This is a genomic window from Furfurilactobacillus siliginis, assembly GCF_001437435.1.
Lineage (GTDB): Bacteria > Bacillota > Bacilli > Lactobacillales > Lactobacillaceae > Furfurilactobacillus > Furfurilactobacillus siliginis.
On record NZ_JQCB01000002.1, the window covers coordinates 47,095 to 69,945 of the forward strand.

Below are 22,851 nucleotides of genomic sequence, written 5' to 3' on the forward strand. Positions count from 1 at the left end.
GAAACTCATAAAACAACAATAGGTCTGGGACATAACTAATTATGTCTCAGACCTATTGTTTTGGAATTTAAACGAACAGACTGTGAACAGATATTCAAAAACGGCACCTGTATTCAGTGGACCCACGGAAAAACTGGTTGGCTTTTGTCACAGGCGATTTGATTTCTAGATTGCTTTTGCTTTCCGCGTTAATCCGCCGTTTAGGTGTGGTAAAATTTGCAGTATAAGTTTGTTTACAAGGGGGAGTTGTCAATGACTGCAACAGTAATCGATGGTCGCGCGGTGGCAAAAGAAATTAACGCTGTAACGGCGACACAAACAGCTGCGTTGACCAGCCAAGGTGTGATTCCAGGGCTGGCAGTAATTATGGTTGGTGACGATCCTGCCAGTGCCATTTATGTACGCAATAAGGAGCGTCGTGCAGGCAAGCTGCAGTTTAACTCAGTGGTTAAACGTTTACCGGAAACGGCGACCCAGGTGGAGGTCCTTGACTTAGTGCGCCATTATAATCAGGATCCGGCGATTCATGGCATCTTAGTGCAGTCACCGTTGCCTGCACATTTAAATGAGGAAGAGGTCGTTATGACCATCGCACCGCAAAAGGACGTCGATGGCTTGCACCCTAAAAACCTCGGCCAATTATTTGCCAACGTGGGTCATCAGTATCCAGTTGCCTGCACGCCTAAAGGTATCATGACGTTACTTGATCGATACGATGTGCCTTTAGCTGGTAAGCAAGTGGTGATGGTTGGTCGTAGTCGATTAGTTGGTAAGCCACTGGTCGCCCTTATGAACAATGCCGATGCTACGGTTACGTTGGCTCATCGACACACACATCATTTAGCTGAATTGACGAAAACCGCTGATGTTTTGGTAGTTGCTGTTGGACAGGCCAACTTAATTACGGCGGACATGGTTAAGCCAGGTGCAACCGTCATTGATGTTGGTATGAATCGGTTAGCTGATGGCACTTTAACCGGCGATGTGGCTGCCGAGGTTGCTAACGTTGCTGGTGCAATAACCCCAGTCCCTGGTGGTGTGGGGCCAATGACCATTGCAACGTTGATGCAACAAACCGTTCAATTGGCAGCGTGGCAGACAGGCAAACAGGTGCAGTAAACATGGCAACTCATGATGATTATTTAACGGTTAGCACGTTAACCCAGTATTTAAAGCGAAAATTTGACGCTGATCCATATTTAGGACGTGTGTATTTAACCGGTGAAATTTCTAACTTTCGCCCGCGTCCCAACGCACACCAGTACTTTAGTTTGAAAGATGACCATGCCAAAATCAGCGCGATTATGTTTAAATCAGCCTTTGCCAAAGTGAAATTTCAGCCTGAAGAAGGCATGAAAGTGCTGGTGACAGGGCGCATTTCCCTATATGAAGCAAGTGGTAGCTATCAAATTTACGTGGAACGCATGGAGCCAGATGGTGTTGGTGCGTTGTATCAAGCGTATGAGCAGTTAAAACGGAAACTGGCTACCGAAGGGCTATTTGATTTACACAAACGCCCATTGGTTAAGTATCCAAAGCGGATTGCAGTGATCACCAGTCCATCTGGTGCAGTTATTCGCGATATCATTACCACGACCAGACGACGTTTTCCTATCGCCCAGTTAGTGCTGTTTTCCGCACAAGTGCAGGGAGATTCCGCGGCAGACGAATTAGTGAAACGAATTCAGCAAGTTAATGAAATTGGTACCTTTGATACGCTTATCATCGGGCGTGGCGGTGGTTCAATTGAGGACTTATGGCCGTTTAATGAAGAACGTGTTGCGCGGGCGATTGCCGACAGCGATATTCCCGTCATCTCATCAGTTGGGCATGAAACTGATACAACGATTGCTGACTTGGTGGCGGATGTGCGGGCAGCAACGCCCACAGCAGCTGCAGAACTTGCTACACCAGTGTTGAGTGACACCTTATTAGCGCTTACTGATGCACGGAGCCGCTTATTTCAGGCAATGGCCGGGCGAATTACGCTGCAACGTCAACGTTTACAGCAATTGCAGCAAGCGTATGTCTTAACGCAACCACAACGGTTATATGAAGGGTACACGCAACGATTGGCAAACCTGACGGAGCAGTTAATCAATGCGCAGCGTAAGATTATTGCGACTAATCAGCAGCAATTTATTGGTATTTCCGCCAAGTTATCGGCCCACTTATTGACGGTTCGAACACAGCATTTAACCGAACAGGTGACCACTTTAAATGAACGACTGGTGGCCGGTAAAGAAGGTTATCTGCATCAGCAACGAGAACATGTCAATCAGCTGATCAGTCAGCTGGATCTATTAAGTCCGTTAAAGATTATGACACGTGGCTATAGCTATGTAACGGTGGATGACCAAGTGGTTAAGTCAGTGAGTCAATTGGCAGCAAAGCAGGAAGTCCAGTTACATTTAAGCGATGGTCAAGCAATCGCAGAAATTAAGCAAACAATCATTAATGATGACAACACATCGACAAAGGAGTCCTAGACAAATGGCGACTGAAGCAAAAGATACCCCTACATTTGAACAAAATTTGACGAATCTACAAGCAATCGTAACGCAATTGGAACAAGGCGATGTGCCACTTGAAACAGCCTTAACTCAGTTTCAAGCAGGTGTTAAATTAAGTAAACAATTACAGGACACCTTGGATAATGCAGAAAAAACATTAACGAAGATGATGGATGAAAATGGTCAGGAAGTCGCTTTTGAGACACCGGCTAATGAGGCAAACAATGATTAGTGCACGGCTGCAAACCTTTGAAAAAAAGTATGTGCCACAGATCAATCAGTGTTTAGACACAGAACTCACTGGGGCAGCTAACCAGCCATTGTTGAACCAAGCGATGCAATACTCTGTTGATGCCGGCGGCAAGCGGCTACGGCCTTTGTTAACACTGGCTGTGGTGGAGGCGTTGGGTCAAACGGTCACCCCAGGCCAGTTACAAGTGGCTTGTGCGGTTGAATTGATTCATACGTATTCACTTATTCATGATGATTTGCCGGCCATGGATAACGATGATTTGCGGCGTGGCAAACCCACGAATCACAAACAATTTGGCGAGGATATTGCGATTTTAGCCGGGGATGGTCTACAAACTTTGGCCTTTGAATGGTTGGCTGACGCGCCAATTCCTGCTGCTATGCGGATTGTACTTGTTAAGCAGTTAGCGGTTGCCGCTGGTCCACGAGGCATGGTGGCTGGTCAGGTGGAGGATGTATCTACAACTGGAACCAAGATTTCAATGCTTCGGTTGCAGGCCTTACATCGGCGAAAAACCGGTTCACTGATTGCGTATGCGGTTGTGGCGGGTGGTGTACTCGCTGGTGCTAATGCTGCTCAACAGCAGCTGTTGCAACAATATGGAGCGGCCTTTGGACTCGCATTCCAGATTTATGATGATATTTTAGATGAAACAGCTTCTGCTAGTGAACTGGGGAAGACCCCTGGTAAGGACGATGCCGAAGGTAAGAACACATATCCACGTTTAGTTGGTATGGATGCTGCAAAAAAAGCACTGACTGACAGTGTTCAGGTTGCTAAACGTAGTTGTCAGCAGTTAGCACATCTTGATGTTGATGTTACGGTATTAGAGGCCTTACTCAGCTATTTTGATGGTTCACAGGAGGAACAAAAATAATGGAAAAGCAACGAGTAGATATTCTTCTTGTGGAACAAGGGCTATTTACGTCTCGTGAACAGGCCAAACGTGCGGTGATGGCCGGTGAAGTTCTGGGTAAGAATGAAGAACGTTTAGATAAACCAGGTGAACGCATTCCAACGGATACAGAGTTACATATTAAAGGTGATCCAATGCCATATGTTAGTCGCGGAGGTTTCAAATTGGCCAAGGCGCTAACGGCTTTTTCCATCAGTGTCGCTGACAAAACGGTCTTAGACATTGGCTCTTCCACCGGCGGCTTTACCGATGTGATGTTGCAAAATGGCGCACGGCTTTCGTATGCGTTAGATGTCGGCAGTAATCAGCTTGTGTGGCAATTACGAGAGGATCCGCGCGTTGTCGTAATGGAACACACTAATTTCCGTTATGCTAAATTAGCGGATTTCACTGAGGGACAGCCAACCTTTGCAAGTATTGATGTGTCCTTTATTTCATTACATTTAATTTTGCCGAATCTAAAAACGATTTTGGCAGCCGATGGTGATGTGGTGGCGCTTATTAAACCACAATTTGAAGCTGGGAAAAACAAAGTCGGCAAGCACGGTATCGTCAAAGATCCTGCTGTGCATGAAGCAGTGCTAGATGATATTTTGGAATTTGCAACAATGACAGGTTACGATGTGTTGAATTTGGACTACTCGCCAATTAAAGGTGGCCAAGGAAACATCGAGTTTTTGATTCATTTGCGTAACGTAGCTGAACCACGTGTGGGGGTCATCGCTGAGACTGTTTCAGCAAAGAAAACATTGGCAGCTGCCTATGAACAACTGAATCAGAAGGCCTAGTAATAAAGTAGAAAGTGATTAAATGTCATGAAGAAAAAAGAACGTCAGGCGATCATTCGTCAGGTAATCACCGAAAATTCCGTTCATACACAAACTGATTTGGTCGCTTTGCTTGCTAAGGCAGGTTTGGATGTCACGCAAGCAACAGTTTCCCGTGATATTACCGAAATGCAGTTGATCAAGTTACCAGACGAGGATGGGCACACACACTATACATTAACGACTGATCGGCCAATTGATGGTGAAGGGAAGTTGCAACGCAACCTGCGTGGGAATGTGGAACGCATCGCAGTGAACAATCAGTTTTGTTTGCTGGACGTGTTGCCAGGTAATGGTCCCGTTATCGGTAGTTTGATTAAGCAAATGCGTTATCCTGAAGTTTTTGGTGTATTGAGTGATGATAGTGCGGTCTTAGTTATTGCAACCACTGCTGCAGGCGCTGTACAGACACGTGAACGATTAGCGCGGCTAGGTGCAGAATAAATAGGAGTAGGCAATGCTACAGGAATTATCCATTAAGAATTTTGCGATTATTGAAGCATTGAACATTGCGTTTGATGATGGCATGAGCGTTTTAACTGGGGAGACGGGCGCGGGTAAATCCATCATTATTGATGCGGTTGGTTTATTAGCCGGCGGTAGAGCCTCCAGTGATTTCATTCGTAAAGGCGCACCAAAAGCCACTCTGCAAGGTTTGTTTGTGTTGCCGAGTGATTCGCCAACGTTTGCTGTTTTAGATGAGCTTGGCATTGAGTATGAAGATCGGCAAGTAGTTGTTGATCGGGAACTGAACAAAAATGGGCATAATATCAGTCGTGTCAATGGCTCGTTGGTTAATACGACGACCCTCAAGCGCGTGGGTGAGACGATGGTCGACATTCATGGGCAAAACGAACATCAGGAGCTAATGCAGCCAGAAAAGCACCTAGCATTGATCGATGCGTATCGCCCTCATGAATTAAGTGCTTTAAAGGCAGATTACCAGGGTGCCTATACCGAATTTCGCCGTTTACAAAAGTTGGTGGTCAATAAGCGAGACCATGCACAGGAATGGGCCCAACGGTTAGATATGTTGACTTTCCAAGTCCAGGAAATTGGCGATGCAAATTTGCAGCCAGATGAGGAAGCCACCCTAAACACAGAACGAGATCATTTAGCCAATTATCAAAAAATCGTGACCGCGTTAGAAACGAGCCACGAAGCAATTGATGCAGAAGAAACGACTTCCGCCTTAGATCAGATTGGTGCGGCAATGACAGCTATGCAAGAAATTGCCGATTTGGATCCAGCTTATCAAGACCTAGCTGAAACGATTGCCAATGCTTATTATGGGTTACAAGACGCAACCAATGAATTGTCTGGTCAGCTTGCGAATCAAGAATTTGATGAAGGTCGGCTAGACGAAATTGAGGCACGTTTAGAAGTCATTCATCAACTGAAGCGTAAATATGGTGAATCTGTGCCGGATATTTTGAGTTATTATGACAAAATCACGGCGGAATTAAATAATATGCAAGGCGATCAAGCTGACGATGATGCCTTAGAGACGCAGTTAGCAGACGCTCAGACGCGCGTAGACAGTGCCGGACGTGCTTTAAGTGCGAAGCGGCAATCCTTAGCCGCAGACCTAGAGGTGGCCGTTCACGAGCAACTGAAGGCCTTGTATATGGATAAAGCAGTGTTTAGTGTTCATTTTGCTAAACCAGCAACGGATGAGTACTTTAGCACCGGTATTGATGTGGTTGAATTCTATATTCAGACGAACCCAGGTGAAGATCCAAAACCATTAGCAAAGACGGCTTCAGGTGGTGAACTATCACGAATGATGTTAGCTTTGAAGACAATTTTTTCAGAGACGCAAGGTGTTACCAGCATTATCTTTGATGAAGTTGACACCGGTGTTTCCGGCCGGGTTGCGCAAGCCATCGCTGAAAAAATCATGGCGATTGGTCGGCATTCACAGGTCCTATGTATTACGCATTTGCCACAGGTAGCAGCCATTGCTGATCATCAGTTCTACATTCAAAAACAGATTACTGGCAAACGAACACAGACGACGATCACTAAATTATCGGCTGATACTCGGGTAGCCGAATTGGCCCGCATGTTAGCTGGTACGACGGTGACCAAGCTTGCGACTGAACACGCATCCGAATTATTGAAATTAGCAGAAGCGCAAAGAGCGGCACAAACAAATTAAGATCGCAAAGACTGAGAGTGGGACAAAAGTCGAGAAGTAGCGAGCAAGACCTAGAACAACCTACCGGATTGGTCTTCAATCCGGTAGGTTGTTCGTCTTCTGCACAGCGAATTGACTTTTGGCGCATGTTTTCACTATTGAAGCTTAGAAAACAAAGACTGGGTCTGTGGACATGATTAATTATGTCCACAAACCCAGTCTTTGTTTTGAGTTTGAATTAAGCTACCATCATGCCGTAGCCAACGCTACGAATTTGTTCAGGTAATAGTGTGTAAGTAACACCGGACCCGTGATTTGTAATCGTCAATAAGCCTTGATCATTTCGTAATGTGCCAGTGACAGTCTCCAAGTGGCGTGCAAACGGATCGCTCGCGTTTAACATAACTGAGATAACTGTGTGGTGGCTAAGTGAGTCATTCAGCAATGAGATGATCTTATCTGCTGGCATCTGTGGATGTGTTAGTGTGTCGCCACGTTCAGCCGTGAAGAACCGACGAACTTGTTGCTTTAGCGTCAAGGTTGGCCTAATTGACAATTGTGGCCGGCGGGTAAACCGACGCTTCATTTGTGGTAGGTAAGTGTTTGGTAATAATTGGTCCATCGTAACCGCCTCCGATAATTCGTTCGTTCAATACGAACACTCGTTTGTTTAAATACAGTATACGAACACCCGTTCCGCAATGCAACCAAAACAGCTCGATTTTTGGCGTTTAATTTAATGAATGCTGTTATAGCAACGGTTAGTGCTGGTAAAGAAATTCTTAAGGTGGGCGGATGGTGACGAACGAAAGCACTTGAATTATGGGGTAATAAAGTTCAAAATAGTTGATAAATTCTTTTTTAAAGAACACAGCGAAAGGAACGAGACAGTTAATGCCGAAACGGGGAATGTTGATCGTTTTATCCGGGCCTTCAGGGGTCGGTAAAGGAACGGTGCGTAAAGCAATGTTTGATCAAGGAGGAACTGATTTTCAGTACTCCATTTCCATGACGACACGCCAACCACGCGATGGCGAGCAAAATGGACAGGATTACTTCTTTGTTAGTAAGGAAGAATTCGAACATAAGATTGCCACAGGCGGAATGTTAGAATATGCCAAGTACGTGGATAACTACTACGGTACGCCGCTGGAATACGTGCAGGACACGTTGGCCTCGGGGAAAGATGTCTTTCTTGAAATTGAGGTTAACGGTGCGATGCAAGTCCGTGAAAAGATGCCCGATGGTGTGTTCATTTTCTTGACGCCACCAGATTTAATGGCCTTGAAGCAACGTCTGATTGGCCGCGGTACAGAATCAATGGCAATTATCAACGAGCGAATTGCGCAGGCCGAAAACGAGATCAAGATGATGCGTAATTATGATTATGCAGTCGTCAATGATCAAATCAACTTAGCTGTCGAACGCATTCGCGAAATTATTCGTGCAGAACGTTTGCGGGTTCCACGGGTTTACCCAGACTATGCACAAATGTTAGAATCAAAACAGGTTGAAAACGTTAATTCAGAAAATTAGGGGCGTACACATTATGATTTTATATCCTTCAGTTGATAAATTATTACAACAGGTTGATTCACGGTACTCATTGATCATGTTGGCATCAAAGCGTGCACATGAATTGGACCAAGGCGCCCAGGAGTTATTAACTGACTATGATTCAGTTAAAACAGTCGGTAAAGCCCTCGAAGAAATCGAAGCCGGTGAAGTCACCATCGACCCAGATAACGAAGAAGACTTGGGCTCAAACCGTCCGGTAGCTAAGTAGACCGCGGAATACCTCGGGCTGATGCCGAGCAATTACCAGAGAAGTGGTCGCTCGTCGTCACAATCTAAAAGTTAAACAATGTAAAGGTTATCGACAAGCGTGTCTCGTCGATAACCTTTTTATATGTTTTGAATCGAAGATAGGCACATAAATTGGCGGCGAGCGGGTTACGTGGCAAAATTGACTTGTTAAGCGTGCGAAAAACCGCAACCATGGTTTTTTTGCCGCAATGCGCTATGCTTAAGGTGTAGCTAATCATTGAGGGAGTGAAAAACATGAGTAACGATACGAAAGCCGTTGTGTTTTTTGATTTGGATGGAACGCTGTTTGACGATGATAAACATGTTCTGCCTGAGAGTGTTGCTGCCATCAAAGAAATGCAACAAAACCATATTTTACCGGTGATTGCGACCGGTCGGAATGTTTTTGAAATTCAATATGTACTGGACGAAACAGGCATTGATTCTGTGGTGAGTGCCAATGGCTCATACGTTCAATATCAAGGTGAAGAGCTGTTTCAAGAAGCAATCGATACGGCCGTTTTAGAGGCCTTTACAGCATTTGCCAATGAACAAGGTGACCCGGTGGCCTACTATAATAACCGTGGCTTTGCGCTCACGGAATCGTCTGCAGATGTCGTTAATAACTATCAGACGCTGCGTTTAGATGTCACCATTGATCCAGAACGGTATTTGAAAGAACCGATTAACTTTATGAACGTATTTAACCGTGACAAAGAAGCATTGTACAACGAACGGTTTGCAGGTGAATTGACCTTGGTTAGAAACAATCGGGTTTGTTTAGACATTATGAAAAGTGGTGTTACCAAACGTAGTGGGCTGGAACGGTTGCTTAAGGAAGCACGTTTACAAGATGTGCCAACCTATGCATTTGGTGACCAACTGAATGACCTAGAAATGTTTGCAAGTGTAGACAATGCAATCGTGATGGGGAACGGGAACCCGAAGGATAAAGAGGTAGCCGACTTTATTACCACCAGTAATACAACTGATGGGATCGTGAATGGGTTGCGTCATTATCATTTAATCGCGAGTAAAAGATGAGAGGCATGTAAATGAAAATTGAAATTCCATTGAGTAATGGCTATCTTGGTGATCGTTATAGCAAATACGCAGCGGCAACAGAAATGTATGATGGTCGGCCGGCTATTTCGTTTCCAATGACGTTTAGTGACTTACCCAAGATGGCCAAAACGGTCGCATGGGTTTTATTCGACGATGATGCCATCCCTGTGACTGGTTTTTCTTGGATTCATTGGTTAGGCGCTAATCTATCAGTGGACGATGCTAATTTGGCTGAAGATGCCAGTCGGCATGCTGACGGCCGCTTCATTCAAGGTAAAAATAGTACTGCGGGCCGGTTGATTCACAATACTGATCCACTAACTAATCAGCATTATAATGGGCCGACACCGCCTGATAAAGATCATGAATATACATTAATGGCCTATGCTTTAGATACCACGTTAGATTTAGAGAACGGTTATTGGCTAAATGAATTTCATCGTGCAATCGAAGGACACGTGGTTGATCAAATCACGACCACGTTTATCAGCCGCGCATAATGAAGACACACTAAAAGGCACTACCGCAAACATCGTTGCAGATGTTTGCGGTAGTGCCTTTTAGATGTGCGCGTATTTACTTATCCATTTGAGCCTTGATGTTTGCTAAGGTTAATTCGTTTGTATCGCCAAATAAAACGTCGGCTTCAGCTAATTCGGAGCGTGTACCAATCCCAATGGATGTTTCACCGGCACCGTTGATGCTGGCAACGCCGGCGGCAGCATCTTCGACCCCGGCACAGTTAGCAGGATCTAATCCGAGAATTTCTGCACCACGGGTGTAGATTTCAGGATCTGGCTTACCTTCCTTAAGGGTGGCAGGGTCGACAACTTTCGTGAAGTAACTGGCTAATTGCAAATGTTCTAAGATAGTTGGGGCATTTTTAGAAGCAGAGGCTAAAGAAATTTGGTAGCCATTAGCCAATAGGTCATCTAAGAATTCTTTAATACCAGGGAAAACATCAGCAGGGGTGAGCTGTTTGATCAAAGACAAATAGTTGTCATTTTTCTTAGTTGCATAAGCGACTTTTTGTTCATCGGTGTAGTCGTTTTCCTTGCCACCGGCTTTAAGAATCATTTCCAGTGAGTCCATCCGTGAAACACCTTTGAGGCCATTGGCGAGTTCTTCGGTCCAAGTCACACCTAATTCGTCGGCTAATTGGTGCCAAGCCTGACCGTGGTATTGTGCAGTTCCAGCAATAACACCATCTAAATCAAAGATAAATCCTTTTAAATCAGCAAATTTTGTCATGTTAGTAACCCTCCAAAGGTTTAATTAGTCTGTCGTAACAGTGAGTGGCTTGTCAGGTGTAACTGTGTATGATTGATCCTGAATCTGGAGCGTCGCAGCCTGGTCAACGGTCACCGTGATATTAGTGTGTGCGATGGCAAAACCGTAAGTGACACCCTTGAACGTTTCGTGGAAAGCTAACCGTTGCCAACTTTCTGGTAGGTGTGGTTTGACCACTAATTGATCTTCAAACTCAGAGACACCACCATAGTTACGAATTTCCAGCATCAAAACTGCGCCCATAACGCCAAGGTGAATCCCTTCAGCAGTGGTTCCACCTTGAATGTCATAGTAGTCTGATCGTAATGCGGTATTGAAGAAGGCAAATGATTGGTCCATGTTGCCGTCGATCAAACTCAGTTCAGAGTAGGCAATGCGTGACAGTGTTGAACCATGCGTGGTGCGGGCGAGGTAATACTCGATGTTCTTAGTCAAATATTCGCCGGGCATCTTATAACCAAGTGTACTTAACACGTTGTTAATGGTGTTAAAGCTGAGGTTATAGTAGGCCATCAGTGCATCGGCTTGCTTGGCGACCTGATAGGAATCAGGGGATTTACCCTCAGCCTTTAGTAATCGATCAATTCGGGAAATGTTGCCGTACTTTTTCCGGTATTTGTCGAAGTCCAGCGATGGCAGTTTGAAGTAACCTTCGAACTGACCGATGACACCATCTTTGTTAATGTCCAGGGTTAAGTGACTGGCAATGTCATCAAAGCGGGTGAAGTCCTTATCGGTCAAACCAACCTGCTTGCTGACCGTTTGCCAAGTCTTGGCTGAGACGTTGGTTTTCATTTTATGCAGGACGGTAAACAGCCAGCTAACCATGATGTTCGTGTAAGCGTTGTTCGTTAGGCCTGGCTCATCACTGTTGGGATAATCTTCATGAAATTCATCTGGACCCATAACGTTACGAATATCATAACGACCAGTCGACGTGTTTTTAACGGCTTTACTGGACCAGAAATGTGCAATTTCAAGCAACATTTCTAAACCATACTGACTGAGAAATTCGGTGTCATTGGTTGTGTGTACGTACAGCCAAACATTATAGGCGATAGCTAGTGAAACATGGCGTTGCAGACGACTGTTATCCGGATCGAATTTACCGCTGTCAGGATTCAAATGAAGCAGCTGTGACTGTTCATCCCCGGTCTGTGCAGACTGCCACGGATACATGGCACCTTGATAACCCTCGGCTTGTGCATTGTCCTTAGCAGCGTTGAGTCGCCGGTAACGATACAACAGCAATTGTTTGGTCAGGTCAGGAGTGTGTAGCGTATAGAATGGGAGAATAAATAGTTCATCCCAGAATACGTGACCACGGTATGCTTCACCATGTAACCCACGGGCGCCAACAGAGGCATCTAAATGTGGGTTGCTGATAGGGGATGCAGAGACGAACATGTGGAAAATATTTACCCGGGTCAGCTTTTGTGCAGTGAGATCACCATCGATTTCAATGTCACTGTCGGACCACACATGCGTCCAGAAGGCGGCGTTGTGTGACACGATGTCGTTAAAGCCGGCATCTTCTAATTCGTTGGCGACAGCATCATTTAAATCGGTTTTTGTCTCCAACGAAGTGTTGATGGCGATGGCCTTTTCAATCACATAGGTGGTGCCAGTTTGCACCTTGAAGGAGAAGTTTTGCTCCAACACATCATCATCAACTTGTTCTTCAATGGTTGTTGTACTGGTCAACTCCTGACTGGTGAGATGCGTACCGATGGCGAAATCAACCTTGGATGTTTTCGTTTGCCCACCCAGTATGGCATCACGACCATTAACCGTCGTCTCAGTGACATCGAAGTGACGACTAGCGAAGTTTTTATAACGCTCAACGTTCTCATTGGTAACGCTTCCATCGATTCTTGAGAAGATGGTCACAGTACCTTCGAAGTTGAGGGGTGTCAGTTCATAATGAATGGCAAAACGATGCCATTCGTTCATGTCAGCGACCCGTTGTGCGCATAACTTGAGTCGATGGCCAGTTGGTAATGAAACCAACATGGTCGTGGTGAGGACACCAGTGTGTAAATCAAGTGAGCGATAAATATCATCAATGTTTTCTTGCTTAATGGTAAATGGTTCTTGGTGGTCAATACTAAATGATAGGTACTGCGCGTTTGGCAAATTGACCAAATCTTCGTTGACGACATCACGGCCATTGACCGGAGTGGTTAGCTGATTGAATAAACCGGCAACGTATAGTCCTGGATAATTATTTGCGTCTGCGTTGGCAGCTAAGTAAGCACCACGTAAGCCGTAGAAGCCATTACCAATCGTCAGCATCGCTTCTTGACCATAGTTACGTTTCGAAGCGTATTCACCGTAGTAGTCTAAATGCCACTGATTATATTGACGCTTGTTTTCGATGGCCGTTTGTAAACCGGTACGATCGGCAGTTTCTTGACTGACGACCGGCAGGTTTAACATATTTGATAAAGCTAGGCCGATGTCGATGCGTTGATGATTGACACCGATAATGGTGTCGGAGAAATCATACTCCAATGGATTTTCAATAATTGCCGCATCAAAATCGATCCCTGCGAGCTTTTCACGAATCTTTTCAAGACTTTCACCAATTGGGATGTCCGGATCGCAAACGATGGTGATCGTTTTGCGGGCATTAGTGGCGGAATTCGATATGTAGGACAGTTCAAAGGCGTCATCTAAGACGCGAACAGAGAACGTACGCATAGTGTCTTACCCCCTAAAAGTTGCAGTATTTGAAATACCTACTGTTATCGTAATTTTATTTCGCAAAGTTCTCAACCTTAATGCCTCATTATCATAAATATTTTGTTAAACAGTGATAATCAACGACTGAAAAACCGTAAGCGACCCCAGCGTTTGCACAACAAACTGCGGTAATGTCTGGTACAATTGTGAAGATGATTAACAGGGGAAATGCACTTATATTAATGTAGTTTGTTACGAAAAAAATGTGGAAAGGAAACGTAGACATGGCAAAAATTGCGCAAGTGATTGTGGATGTACCCACAATGCAAACCAACCGACCGTACAGTTATCTTGTGCCGTCTGAACTTGCAGACGCCGTGCACCCAGGGATGCGCGTTTCCGTACCCTTTGGTAAAGGCGGTCGTGAAGTTGGCGGCATGGTGATTGGCGTCGATGAACAGGCGCAGACGCTCCCGACGTTCTCGGGTAAGCTAAAGCCGTTGACCGCGCTATTGGATTTGGCCTCGGTGTTGAATCCTGAGCTGCTTGAGTTAAGTGACTGGTTAGCAACGCACACGTTTGCCTTTCGGATTTCAACGATTCAGACGATGTTGCCAGCTGCTTTAAAAACGAAAAGTCACAAATTACTGGTGGCGGATCAGTCAATTGCAGACGCACACTTGGCCGGGCTGTTTACCAATGGACAACTAGATTTCACAGCCGCAAAGCTTGCGCCAAATGAAGTCGATCAATTAGCTAAATTACAGCAAAGCGGTATTGTTCACGCGGATTATGCGGTAGAGAACCGTGCTAAAGTCAAAACGGTTACCTGGGTGCAAAGTCAGCTAACGACGGATCAAATTGTTGATGTGCGGCCAACTATCCGGGCGAATGCAACAAAGCAGCAGCAATTGCTCGATGTGTTAACAACCTGTCAAACGCCGCAACCATTAGCAAAGTTAACGGAAAACAGTGCGCTAGCCCGTGCGGATTTCTCTGCGGCGGCCAAACGCGGCTGGGTAACGTTAACGGAACGTGAATCTTATCGTGATCCATATGCGCAAAAGGATATTGCAGCGACGCGTGCGATGACATTACATGCGGACCAAGCAGCGGCAGTAGCTGCCATCACAGGTGCGATTGAATCTGCAACGCCGCAACCCTTTTTACTTGAAGGGGTCACGGGTTCAGGCAAGACCGAAGTGTATTTACAAAGCATTGCGGCCGCGTTAGCGCAAGGAAAGACCGCACTAATGTTAGTCCCCGAAATCGCGTTGACGCCGCAGATGGTCAACCGTGTTCGGGGCCGTTTTGGCAAGCAAGTGGCCGTTTTGCACAGTGGGTTGAGCGCCGGCGAAAAGTATGATGAATGGCGGCGAATTGAACGTCATGAAGCTGCTGTGGTGGTTGGCGCACGGTCGGCTGCCTTTGCACCTCTGGACAATATTGGTCTCATCGTCATGGACGAGGAACATGAAACAAGTTATAAACAAGATGATAATCCGCGTTATCATGCGCGTGACGTGCTGTTATGGCGGGCGAAGTATCATCACGCACCAGTCGTATTGGGATCGGCCACGCCATCACTTGAAAGTCGTGCGCGGGCTGAACGTGGCGTTTATCAGTCATTGCTGTTACCAGAACGTATTAATCAGCAACCATTGCCACCGGTGACGGTGATTGACATGCGTGAACAATTAAAGGCACACACGGAAAGTAACTTTTCGACGGCGCTTCTAGATGCTTTAAAGTTACGTCTGGAACGTGGCGAACAAAGTGTCTTGATGCTGAACCGACGTGGATTTTCTTCCTTTGTGATGTGTCGTGATTGTGGTTTTGTATTGAAATGCCCCAATTGTGATGTTTCGCTAGTACTGCACATGGATACGCACACCATGAAATGTCATTATTGTGGTCATGAAGAAACAATCCCAAAGATCTGTCCAAATTGTCATAGCCGTCGCATTAGCTATTACGGGTCTGGTACCGAAAAAGTCGCCGCTGAATTAACGACGTTGCTGCCTGATGTTCGTATTATCCGGATGGATGCTGACACAACGCGGCGCAAAGGTGCGTATGAAAAGTTACTGACAGATTTTGGTGAACACAAGGCTGATATTTTGTTAGGCACTCAGATGATCGCCAAGGGTCTTGATTATCCAGATGTCACATTGGTTGGTGTACTAAATGCTGATACAGCGCTTGGACTTCCTGATTTTCGGGCGAGTGAGCGAACGTTTCAACTATTAACGCAGGTCAGTGGCCGTGCTGGTCGCGCAGACAAACCGGGTGAAGTGTTTATTCAAACGTTCAATCCGGACCATTACGCGATCCAACTGGCACAAAAGCAGGATTATGAACGTTTCTTTCGAGTTGAAATGAAGATGCGCCATTTGGGAAATTATCCGCCGTATTATTACACAGCGTTGATTACTGCTAGTGCGCAGGATGAAAACGTGGCTGCACGACGGATGTTTGAACTGGCTGAGCAATTAAAAGCACAGTTATCTGATACGACGGTCATTTTGGGACCAACGCCGCGGTCGATTGCACGAATCAATAATCGTTACTACTATCAGATTGTCCTGAAGTATAAGCAGGAGCCACATCTGCAAACCGTTTTGGCAAAAGTATTAGACGATGCGCAAAAAGAACAGCGACAAGGGCTGCAAGTTGCTATTGATATGGAACCACAAAGCTTTATTTAATGAGGTGAAGGAATTTGACAAGAATTGTATTTATGGGTACCCCGCAGTTTTCAACGTCTATTTTAGAAGCATTGATTAGTCAGTACGATGTCGTGGCTGTGATGACGCAACCAGATCGTCCAGTTGGGCGCAAGCACGTATTGACACCATCGCCAGTCAAGGCAGTTGCTTTGGCGCACGATATTGAAGTATTACAACCAGAAAAAGTTAGTAAATCACCTGAAATGCAACGAGTAATTGATTTGGCACCGGATTTTATTGTTACGGCCGCCTTTGGTCAATTCTTGCCAACGAAGTTACTGAAAGCAGCGACTAAGGGTGCCATCAATGTGCACGCATCGCTGCTGCCGCTTTATCGTGGTGGTGCGCCAGTGCATTACGCCATCATGAACGGGGATGCTAAAACTGGTGTGTCCATTATGTACATGATTCGAAAGATGGATGCTGGTAACGTCATTGCCCAAGTTGAATTGCCAATTACTGGCACCGACGATGTTGGGTCGATGTTTGACAAATTGAGTGTGGCTGGGCGTGACCTTTTGATGGAGACTTTGCCAACACTGATTAACGAGACTGTTCCTGGAACGGTACAAAATGAAGCGGCCGTTACCTTTTCACCAAATATCAGTCGTGAACAAGAAGAAGTGGACTTTAACCACACCGCCAGTGAAATTGATTGGCAAGTGCGTGGTTTGCGTCCATTTCCAACAGCGTACATTGTGTTGGATGGTGTGCGGACGAAGCTATGGGATGTCACGGTATTAGCTGACCAGCAAACAGATCTTCAACCTGGACAAGTTGTCGCACGGACGAAACATGCGCTGGATTTAGCTGCTGGACAAGGTACCGTGATTCGCATTAACCGGTTGCAACCGGCTGGGCATCCGCAAATGACGATTACTGACTTTTTAAATGGCGCCAGTGACCACTTTACGACCGGTGAAGCGGTGGTGACCCTGAAATTTGGAGCATATTAAGATGACGGAAACGAAACCAACTGAGAAGACACCAATTACGAATCCACGGTTACTGGCGCTAGACGTCCTAACGACCGTGAGTGAAGGTGGGTATTCAAATTTAGCATTGAATGGTGCTATTAATGATTCGGCGCTGAGTCAACGCGACGCTGCTTTATGTACGGAGATTGTTTATGGTGTGTTGCAACATCAGCTTTTACTTGATTTTTGGTTACGACCGCATTTAAAACGACCAGACCGGGTAAAGCCATGGGTTAAAACGTTGCTTCAAACGGCTGTCTATCAAATGGAATTTTTGGATAAGGTACCAACGCGTGCCATCTTTGATGAAACCATTAACATTGCCAAGGAACGAGGACACGAAGGGATTCGTCGCTTTGTGACCGCTATTTTACATACGTTGCAACGTGAAGGTGTCGCAGACGTTGCGACGGTAAAGGATCCGTTGACTCGCCAAAGTATTAAATATAGTGTGCCAATGCCTTGGATTCAACGTTTGCGTAAAGAAGTGGGCGACGACAAGACCCACACGATCTTAGAAAGTATCAATCGACCGGCAGCACAATCTGTACGTGTTAACCCAGCAGCGGGCGAACGCGACACGATTTTAGCGCAGTTAGCAGCTGATGGATTGAAATGGTCTGATAGTGAGGTTGCCGGTGACGGGTTGCGGATCACCGCTGGCCATCCTGCTAGCTCGTCTGCATTTAAGCAAGGATTGATTACGATTCAAGATGAAAGTGCAATGCTACCGGTTGAAGCACTACAGGTGAGTGGCGGCATGCAGGTGCTTGATGCTTGTGCGGCACCTGGTGGGAAAACGACGCAGTTAGCAGCACAATTGGATGCTGATGCAGGAGGCTTAGTCACTGCGCTGGATTTGCATGAACACAAAATCGGCTTGATTAACATGAATGCCAAGCGTCTTCATGTAGCTAATCGCATTGCTGCCGAGCAAATGGACGCGCGCAAAGTGGACACGCATTTTGCCGCCGAATCATTCGACCGTGTTTTAGTTGATGCCCCTTGTTCTGGGCTAGGTTTACTGCGAAGAAAGCCGGAAATTCGTTATGCAAAAACGTTGGCAGACAGCGCGCAACTGCAAGAAATTCAGCTTTCAATCTTGGCGTCGGTCGCACCGACCGTTAAGAAAAACGGTATACTTGTTTACAGTACCTGCACCATTTTGAATCAGGAAAATGCCGATGTGGCAACAGCCTTCATTGAACAGCATCCTGATTTTGAAGCAATCAAAGTGCAGACGACGCGTAATTTAAAACCAGAACGGACAACACCGTGGTTGACGATTTATCCTGATGATTATGACTCTGATGGTTTCTTCATCAGTGCCTTTCGACGGAAAGAGACGACCATGAATTAGGTGTGACGGTGATTAAACAATGCAAGTAGCTTATTTATCGGACGTTGGTAAACAACGTGAGGATAATCAAGATTATGTAGGGACGTTTACGAATCAAGCCGGGCTAAATTTTGCCATTGTGGCTGATGGTATCGGTGGTCATCAAGGTGGGGACGTTGCGGCAACAATGGCGGTTTCTCATATTGGAACACGTTTTGAAGACACGGCCTTTACCGATCCTGCAACGGCGGCTAAATGGCTTTCGAGTGAAGCGCAACAAGAAAATGACACGATCATCGAAAAAGCACACCAGTATCGCGATTTAGGCGGTATGGGGACCACTATTGTGGCAGCAATCACGTTTGATGAACAATTTTTATTGGCCAATATCGGCGATTCACGTGGCTATGTCTTACGAGCTGACCAATTATCCCAATTGACTGAGGATCATTCGTTGGTCAATGAGTTAGTGAAAATGGGTGAAATCAGTGCTGCTGATGCGCGCAAACATCCCAAGAAGAACATCATTACGCGTACTTTGGGCATCAATGATGAGGCTGATATCGACATCAATTTGTACCATGCGGTCCCAGGTGATTTAGTCATGCTGTGTTCTGATGGTTTGACTAACATGGTGACTGATGCGCAGATTCAAATGGTGTTAAAAGGCACTGCTGATTTACAGACAAAGTGCCAGCAGTTGATTGATCTTGCCAATGATGGCGGCGGTTTAGACAATATCACAGTGCTCCTCATGGCAGCAGATCGTGGGGTGACTGCGCCATGAAGCCAAACTACATGTTAGCAGGTCGTTACCAGATCAAACGCCCACTCGGTGAAGGTGGCATGGCGGATGTGTATTTGGCACATGACTTGATTTTAGACCGTGATGTGTCGGTGAAATTGTTACGTCTTGATCTACGGGATGATCCTGCCACTGTCCGTCGTTTTCAACGAGAGGCGATGGCAGCAAGTGAATTAGTGTCACCACACATTGTCAGCGTTTATGACGTTGGCGAAGAACACGGAATGCAGTATCTCGTCATGGAATATGTGGCGGGGATGGATCTAAAAGCGTACCTAAAAAAACACGTACCGCTGAGTTATCCAACCGTTATTGATCTGATGACACAAATTTTAGAAGCAGTGAGTGTCGCACACGACCATGGGATTATTCATCGTGATTTGAAACCACAAAATGTGCTAGTCGGTGAAAATGGTCAGCTGAAGATCTCTGATTTTGGAATTTCGGTGATCAGTAATGAATCATCCATGACGCAAACCAACACTGTGTTAGGTTCCGTGCATTACTTATCGCCGGAACAGGCACGTGGTGGGATGGCTACCCGGCAAAGTGACATTTATTCCTTAGGGATCATTTTGTATGAATTGTTGGCCGGCAAAGTGCCTTTCGACGGTGAAACAGCCGTCTCTGTTGCGTTAAAGCATTCACAAAGCCAAATGCCATCGGTGCGTGATGAAGATCCTGCAATTGCGCAACCATTGGAAAATGTCATTTTAAGGGCCACTGCGAAGGATCCAAATGATCGTTATCCGTCAGCAGCCGCGATGGCTGCTGATTTAGCAACGGCTTTAGCACCAGAGCGGCGAGGTGAAGCAAAATTTTCGCCGGCTGAATTGGATGAGGATGCCACCAAGGTTATTCCCGTTGCAGATGTCCGTAATGCCGCTCGGAGTCTTTCAAAGGATCAAACTGGGCGCATCCAGCCAACAGAAAAGTCCAGCACGCCAATTAAGAAGCGGCGTGTTAAAGGACGCCCTTTGTTTTGGGTAATCCTGGCAGTGTTACTAATTGCCGGTGGTTTGGCTGCATGGCTATTACCGCAGCGTGAACACGTTCCAAATGTGTCCGGTATGACACTGACGCGTGCTGAACGAGTCCTTAAACAGAATCAATTAAGAGCAGGCAAACAAACCAAGAAAACCAGTGAGACGTTTACAGCCGGGCGTGTGATTAAATCAAGCCCAGCTGCTGGCCAACGAATGCGGCGTAATGCGGCAGTGGCATTAGTGATCAGTTCTGGCCGACCAAAGATCAGCGTGGATGACTACACTGGTTCATCATATAAGTCGGCGCGTAAGCAGTTGCTTAAACTGGGATTACGTGTGAAAGAGGTTCAGGAATTTTCATCAGATGCCACAAAGGGCGTGGTGATCGATCAAGATGTACTTCCAGGTGATGCGGTGTATAAACGCGCATTCGTCACGTTGACCGTTAGTGCTGGTCCAAAAATGGCGGGGGCTGCCCAACAGGTTAAAATGGCGGATTTTATCGGTAAATCGCAGGCAGACGTGCAACACTGGGCTGAACAGCACAATGTTGCCGTTAGTTTTAGCGATGAACTGTCGGCAACCGTTAAGCAGGGTAAGATCATTCGCCAAGCGCCCGCCAAAGGAAGCTTAATGAGTGAGGGCCAAACATTTGCGGCTGTGGTATCCGCTGGCAAACCGTTACGAAGCTTTCACGTAAATTTGGCGATTCCATATCATCAGAATCGTAAGGACACTAAAAATGATGTGAAGATTTACATTGCCGACCGAGATAAGAACTTTGATAGTGTGTATCAGCATTTACAAATCGGTGAAGATACAACGGTTTCACTGCCATTTACGATTACAAGTGGTAAAAGTGGCCGTTATAAAGTTGTGTCTGACGGCAAAGTAATTCTGACAGATAACCATGTAACAGGAAATTAGGAGGTGAGGTATGGAAGGGCAAATTCATCAGTTGCTAGCTGGCTTTTATGATGTACAAACGGCAGACGGCAAACTGTACCGGACGCGTGCACGTGGGAATTTTCGTAAGCGAAACATCAGCCCAATGGTTGGAGATTTTGTAACGTTTAGCGCTGAAGAAGGTTCTGACGGCTACATTCTAAGTATTGAGGATCGACGTAATGCGCTGGTGCGGCCACCAGTTACAAATGTGGATCAAGCAGTTGTTGTCACGGCTGTTACCGAGCCAAGTTTTTCTGCCAATCTGCTCGATCGTCAATTAGTAGCCTTAGAGACACAGGGGATTACACCCATCATTTACTTTACAAAAACTGACTTGATCAATGCTGACAGCTTCGCTAAGTTAGTTCCCATCGCTGAGGGTTATCGCAAGATTGGCTATCCGGTTTTTTTAACCAAAGATGCTTTCGGACAAAAAATCTTATCAGAACTGCTAGCGATGTTTGCTGACCGCTTGACGGTCTTTATGGGTCAAACTGGGGCGGGGAAATCAACGCTCCTCAATCACTTGGCGCCGGGGCTTGATTTGGCTACGGGAGAAATTTCTCAGGTACTGAATCGTGGGAAACATACGACTCGTAAAGTTGGGTTACTGGCTGTCGGCGGTGGTTTAGTTGCTGACACGCCAGGATTTTCATCCTATGAAGACTTTACGATGGATGTGCGTGAACTGGGACAGTATTTCCCTGAACTAGCACAATTGTCGGCTGATTGTCGGTTCCGAGGATGTCAGCACATCAACGAACCTGGGTGTGCGGTGAAAACGGCTTTAGAAAACAATGAAATTATGGCAAGTCGGTATAATGATTATTTGCAATTTCACCAGTTGATTGCAGACCAGAAACCACGGTATGATAAAAACAAAAAATAAGTAACAATTCGGAGGAGAATTTTATGATTAAGGTAGCCCCATCAATTTTAAGTGCAAACTTTGTGAACTTTGAACGCGACATCAAGATGGTTGAAAAAAGTGGTGCTGATTTATTGCACGTTGATGTAATGGATGGTCAGTTCGTACCAAACATGTCGTTTGGCTGGACCACATTGGCAGCCATTCGTCCAATTACGAACCTCTTTTTAGATGTTCACTTAATGGTTCAAAATCCTGAACGCTACATCGACCAATTTGCCAAGGCTGGTGCTGATTTGATTGGTGTTCATGTTGAAGCAACACAACACATTCACCGTGCCTTACAAATGATTCGTAACGCCGGCGTAAAAGCTGAAGTTGTTATTAACCCAGGAACACCTGTTAGCCAGATCGAACCACTATTACCATTTGTGGACCAAGTATTGGTCATGACCGTTAACCCTGGTTTTGGTGGTCAAAAATTTCTGCCTGAAATGATCAGCAAGATTCAAGCATTGACTGATTTGAAGAAGGCCAATGACTACGACTTCGAAATTGAAATCGATGGTGGTGTCAACGACAAGACGGTTGTCGATTGCTACAAGGCCGGCGCAACTGTGGCCGTTGCTGGTTCCTTTGTTTATGGTGCAGAGAATCCTGCCGCAGCCATTGAATCAATGCATAACGCAACTCGGTAATTTGTC

The 22,851-nt window shown here is 45.8% G+C and carries 21 protein-coding genes; 18 read left to right on the forward strand and 3 right to left on the reverse strand.

The window, feature by feature from the left end; genetic code table 11:
• The first annotated feature begins 252 nt into the window (after nt 1-252).
• From IV55_RS01650 to recN, 7 genes are read left to right on the forward strand one after another with little or no spacing between them, the layout of a single operon-like run.
• Nucleotides 253-1,119 (forward strand): bifunctional 5,10-methylenetetrahydrofolate dehydrogenase/5,10-methenyltetrahydrofolate cyclohydrolase, encoded by an 867-nt coding sequence (locus tag IV55_RS01650; RefSeq protein ID WP_083483894.1) that lies wholly within the window; start codon nt 253-255, stop codon nt 1,117-1,119.
• Nucleotides 1,120-1,121: 2 nt separating this feature from the next.
• Entirely contained in the window at nt 1,122-2,489 is a 1,368-nt protein-coding gene (xseA, locus tag IV55_RS01655) for an exodeoxyribonuclease VII large subunit (protein ID WP_057808709.1), read from the forward strand.
• Between the two features lie 4 nt (nt 2,490-2,493).
• Complete coding sequence (locus IV55_RS01660; RefSeq protein ID WP_057808711.1) at nt 2,494-2,745, forward strand: exodeoxyribonuclease VII small subunit; 252 nt, start codon at nt 2,494-2,496, stop codon at nt 2,743-2,745.
• Nucleotides 2,738-3,643 (forward strand): polyprenyl synthetase family protein, encoded by a 906-nt coding sequence (locus tag IV55_RS01665; RefSeq protein ID WP_057808712.1) that lies wholly within the window; start codon nt 2,738-2,740, stop codon nt 3,641-3,643. The genes IV55_RS01660 and IV55_RS01665 overlap by 8 nt, the downstream gene beginning before the upstream one ends.
• Nucleotides 3,643-4,470 carry a TlyA family RNA methyltransferase gene (locus IV55_RS01670; RefSeq protein WP_057808713.1) on the forward strand — a complete coding sequence of 276 codons (828 nt, stop codon included), beginning with the start codon at nt 3,643-3,645 and terminating at the stop codon, nt 4,468-4,470. Before IV55_RS01665 ends, IV55_RS01670 begins: the two co-directional genes overlap by 1 nt.
• A gap of 27 nt (nt 4,471-4,497) precedes the next feature.
• Complete coding sequence (locus tag IV55_RS01675) at nt 4,498-4,953, forward strand: arginine repressor (protein WP_057808714.1); 456 nt, start codon at nt 4,498-4,500, stop codon at nt 4,951-4,953.
• Nucleotides 4,954-4,966: 13 nt separating this feature from the next.
• Nucleotides 4,967-6,670, forward strand: a complete 1,704-nt coding sequence (gene recN / locus IV55_RS01680; RefSeq protein ID WP_057808716.1) for a DNA repair protein RecN — start codon at nt 4,967-4,969, stop codon at nt 6,668-6,670.
• A 217-nt stretch (nt 6,671-6,887) separates the two neighbouring features.
• On the opposite strand, the gene IV55_RS01685 is transcribed toward recN, so the two are convergent.
• Nucleotides 6,888-7,271 carry a hypothetical protein gene (locus IV55_RS01685; protein ID WP_057808718.1) on the reverse strand — a complete coding sequence of 128 codons (384 nt, stop codon included), beginning with the start codon at nt 7,269-7,271 and terminating at the stop codon, nt 6,888-6,890.
• 272 nt (nt 7,272-7,543) lie between these two features.
• On the opposite strand from IV55_RS01685, the gene gmk reads away from it, so the two are divergent.
• The 4 genes from gmk (at nt 7,544) to IV55_RS01705 (ending at nt 10,020) form a co-directional block, all read left to right on the forward strand.
• Nucleotides 7,544-8,185 carry a guanylate kinase gene (gmk, locus tag IV55_RS01690; RefSeq protein WP_057808720.1) on the forward strand — a complete coding sequence of 214 codons (642 nt, stop codon included), beginning with the start codon at nt 7,544-7,546 and terminating at the stop codon, nt 8,183-8,185.
• Nucleotides 8,186-8,198: 13 nt separating this feature from the next.
• A complete protein-coding gene (gene rpoZ, locus IV55_RS01695) occupies nt 8,199-8,435 on the forward strand; it encodes a DNA-directed RNA polymerase subunit omega (RefSeq protein ID WP_057808722.1) in 237 nt (78 codons plus the stop codon).
• 275 nt (nt 8,436-8,710) lie between these two features.
• Nucleotides 8,711-9,499: a Cof-type HAD-IIB family hydrolase gene (locus IV55_RS01700; RefSeq protein WP_057808724.1), complete on the forward strand. Its 789-nt coding sequence runs from the start codon at nt 8,711-8,713 to the stop codon at nt 9,497-9,499.
• An 11-nt stretch (nt 9,500-9,510) separates the two neighbouring features.
• Nucleotides 9,511-10,020: a YbhB/YbcL family Raf kinase inhibitor-like protein gene (locus tag IV55_RS01705; protein WP_057808727.1), complete on the forward strand. Its 510-nt coding sequence runs from the start codon at nt 9,511-9,513 to the stop codon at nt 10,018-10,020.
• 76 nt (nt 10,021-10,096) lie between these two features.
• Here the strand turns inward: IV55_RS01705 and pgmB are convergent, their stop codons facing one another.
• Together pgmB and IV55_RS01715 are read right to left on the reverse strand one after the other, a co-directional pair.
• Nucleotides 10,097-10,771 carry a beta-phosphoglucomutase gene (gene pgmB / locus IV55_RS01710; RefSeq protein WP_057808729.1) on the reverse strand — a complete coding sequence of 225 codons (675 nt, stop codon included), beginning with the start codon at nt 10,769-10,771 and terminating at the stop codon, nt 10,097-10,099.
• Nucleotides 10,772-10,795: 24 nt separating this feature from the next.
• Nucleotides 10,796-13,513, reverse strand: coding sequence for a glycoside hydrolase family 65 protein (locus IV55_RS01715; protein ID WP_057808731.1), 2,718 nt, complete (start codon nt 13,511-13,513; stop codon nt 10,796-10,798).
• Between the two features lie 266 nt (nt 13,514-13,779).
• Here IV55_RS01715 and priA point away from each other — a divergent pair, with 266 nt between their 5' ends.
• From priA to rpe, 7 genes are read left to right on the forward strand one after another with little or no spacing between them, the layout of a single operon-like run.
• Nucleotides 13,780-16,203, forward strand: a complete 2,424-nt coding sequence (gene priA, locus IV55_RS01720; protein ID WP_057808732.1) for a primosomal protein N' — start codon at nt 13,780-13,782, stop codon at nt 16,201-16,203.
• Nucleotides 16,204-16,217: 14 nt separating this feature from the next.
• Entirely contained in the window at nt 16,218-17,180 is a 963-nt protein-coding gene (fmt, locus tag IV55_RS01725; protein WP_057808735.1) for a methionyl-tRNA formyltransferase, read from the forward strand.
• 1 nt (nt 17,181) lies between these two features.
• Nucleotides 17,182-18,561: a 16S rRNA (cytosine(967)-C(5))-methyltransferase RsmB gene (gene rsmB, locus IV55_RS01730; protein ID WP_057808737.1), complete on the forward strand. Its 1,380-nt coding sequence runs from the start codon at nt 17,182-17,184 to the stop codon at nt 18,559-18,561.
• A gap of 19 nt (nt 18,562-18,580) precedes the next feature.
• The gene (locus IV55_RS01735) at nt 18,581-19,327 is read left to right on the forward strand and encodes a Stp1/IreP family PP2C-type Ser/Thr phosphatase (RefSeq protein WP_057808738.1); all 747 of its coding nucleotides are present in this window, start codon (nt 18,581-18,583) and stop codon (nt 19,325-19,327) included.
• Nucleotides 19,324-21,258 carry a Stk1 family PASTA domain-containing Ser/Thr kinase gene (gene pknB / locus IV55_RS01740; RefSeq protein ID WP_057808740.1) on the forward strand — a complete coding sequence of 645 codons (1,935 nt, stop codon included), beginning with the start codon at nt 19,324-19,326 and terminating at the stop codon, nt 21,256-21,258. Before IV55_RS01735 ends, pknB begins: the two co-directional genes overlap by 4 nt.
• Before the next feature lie 10 nt (nt 21,259-21,268).
• Nucleotides 21,269-22,168 (forward strand): ribosome small subunit-dependent GTPase A, encoded by a 900-nt coding sequence (gene rsgA / locus IV55_RS01745; protein ID WP_057808742.1) that lies wholly within the window; start codon nt 21,269-21,271, stop codon nt 22,166-22,168.
• 23 nt (nt 22,169-22,191) lie between these two features.
• Nucleotides 22,192-22,845, forward strand: coding sequence for a ribulose-phosphate 3-epimerase (gene rpe, locus IV55_RS01750; RefSeq protein WP_057808744.1), 654 nt, complete (start codon nt 22,192-22,194; stop codon nt 22,843-22,845).
• Nucleotides 22,846-22,851: the final 6 nt, after the last annotated feature.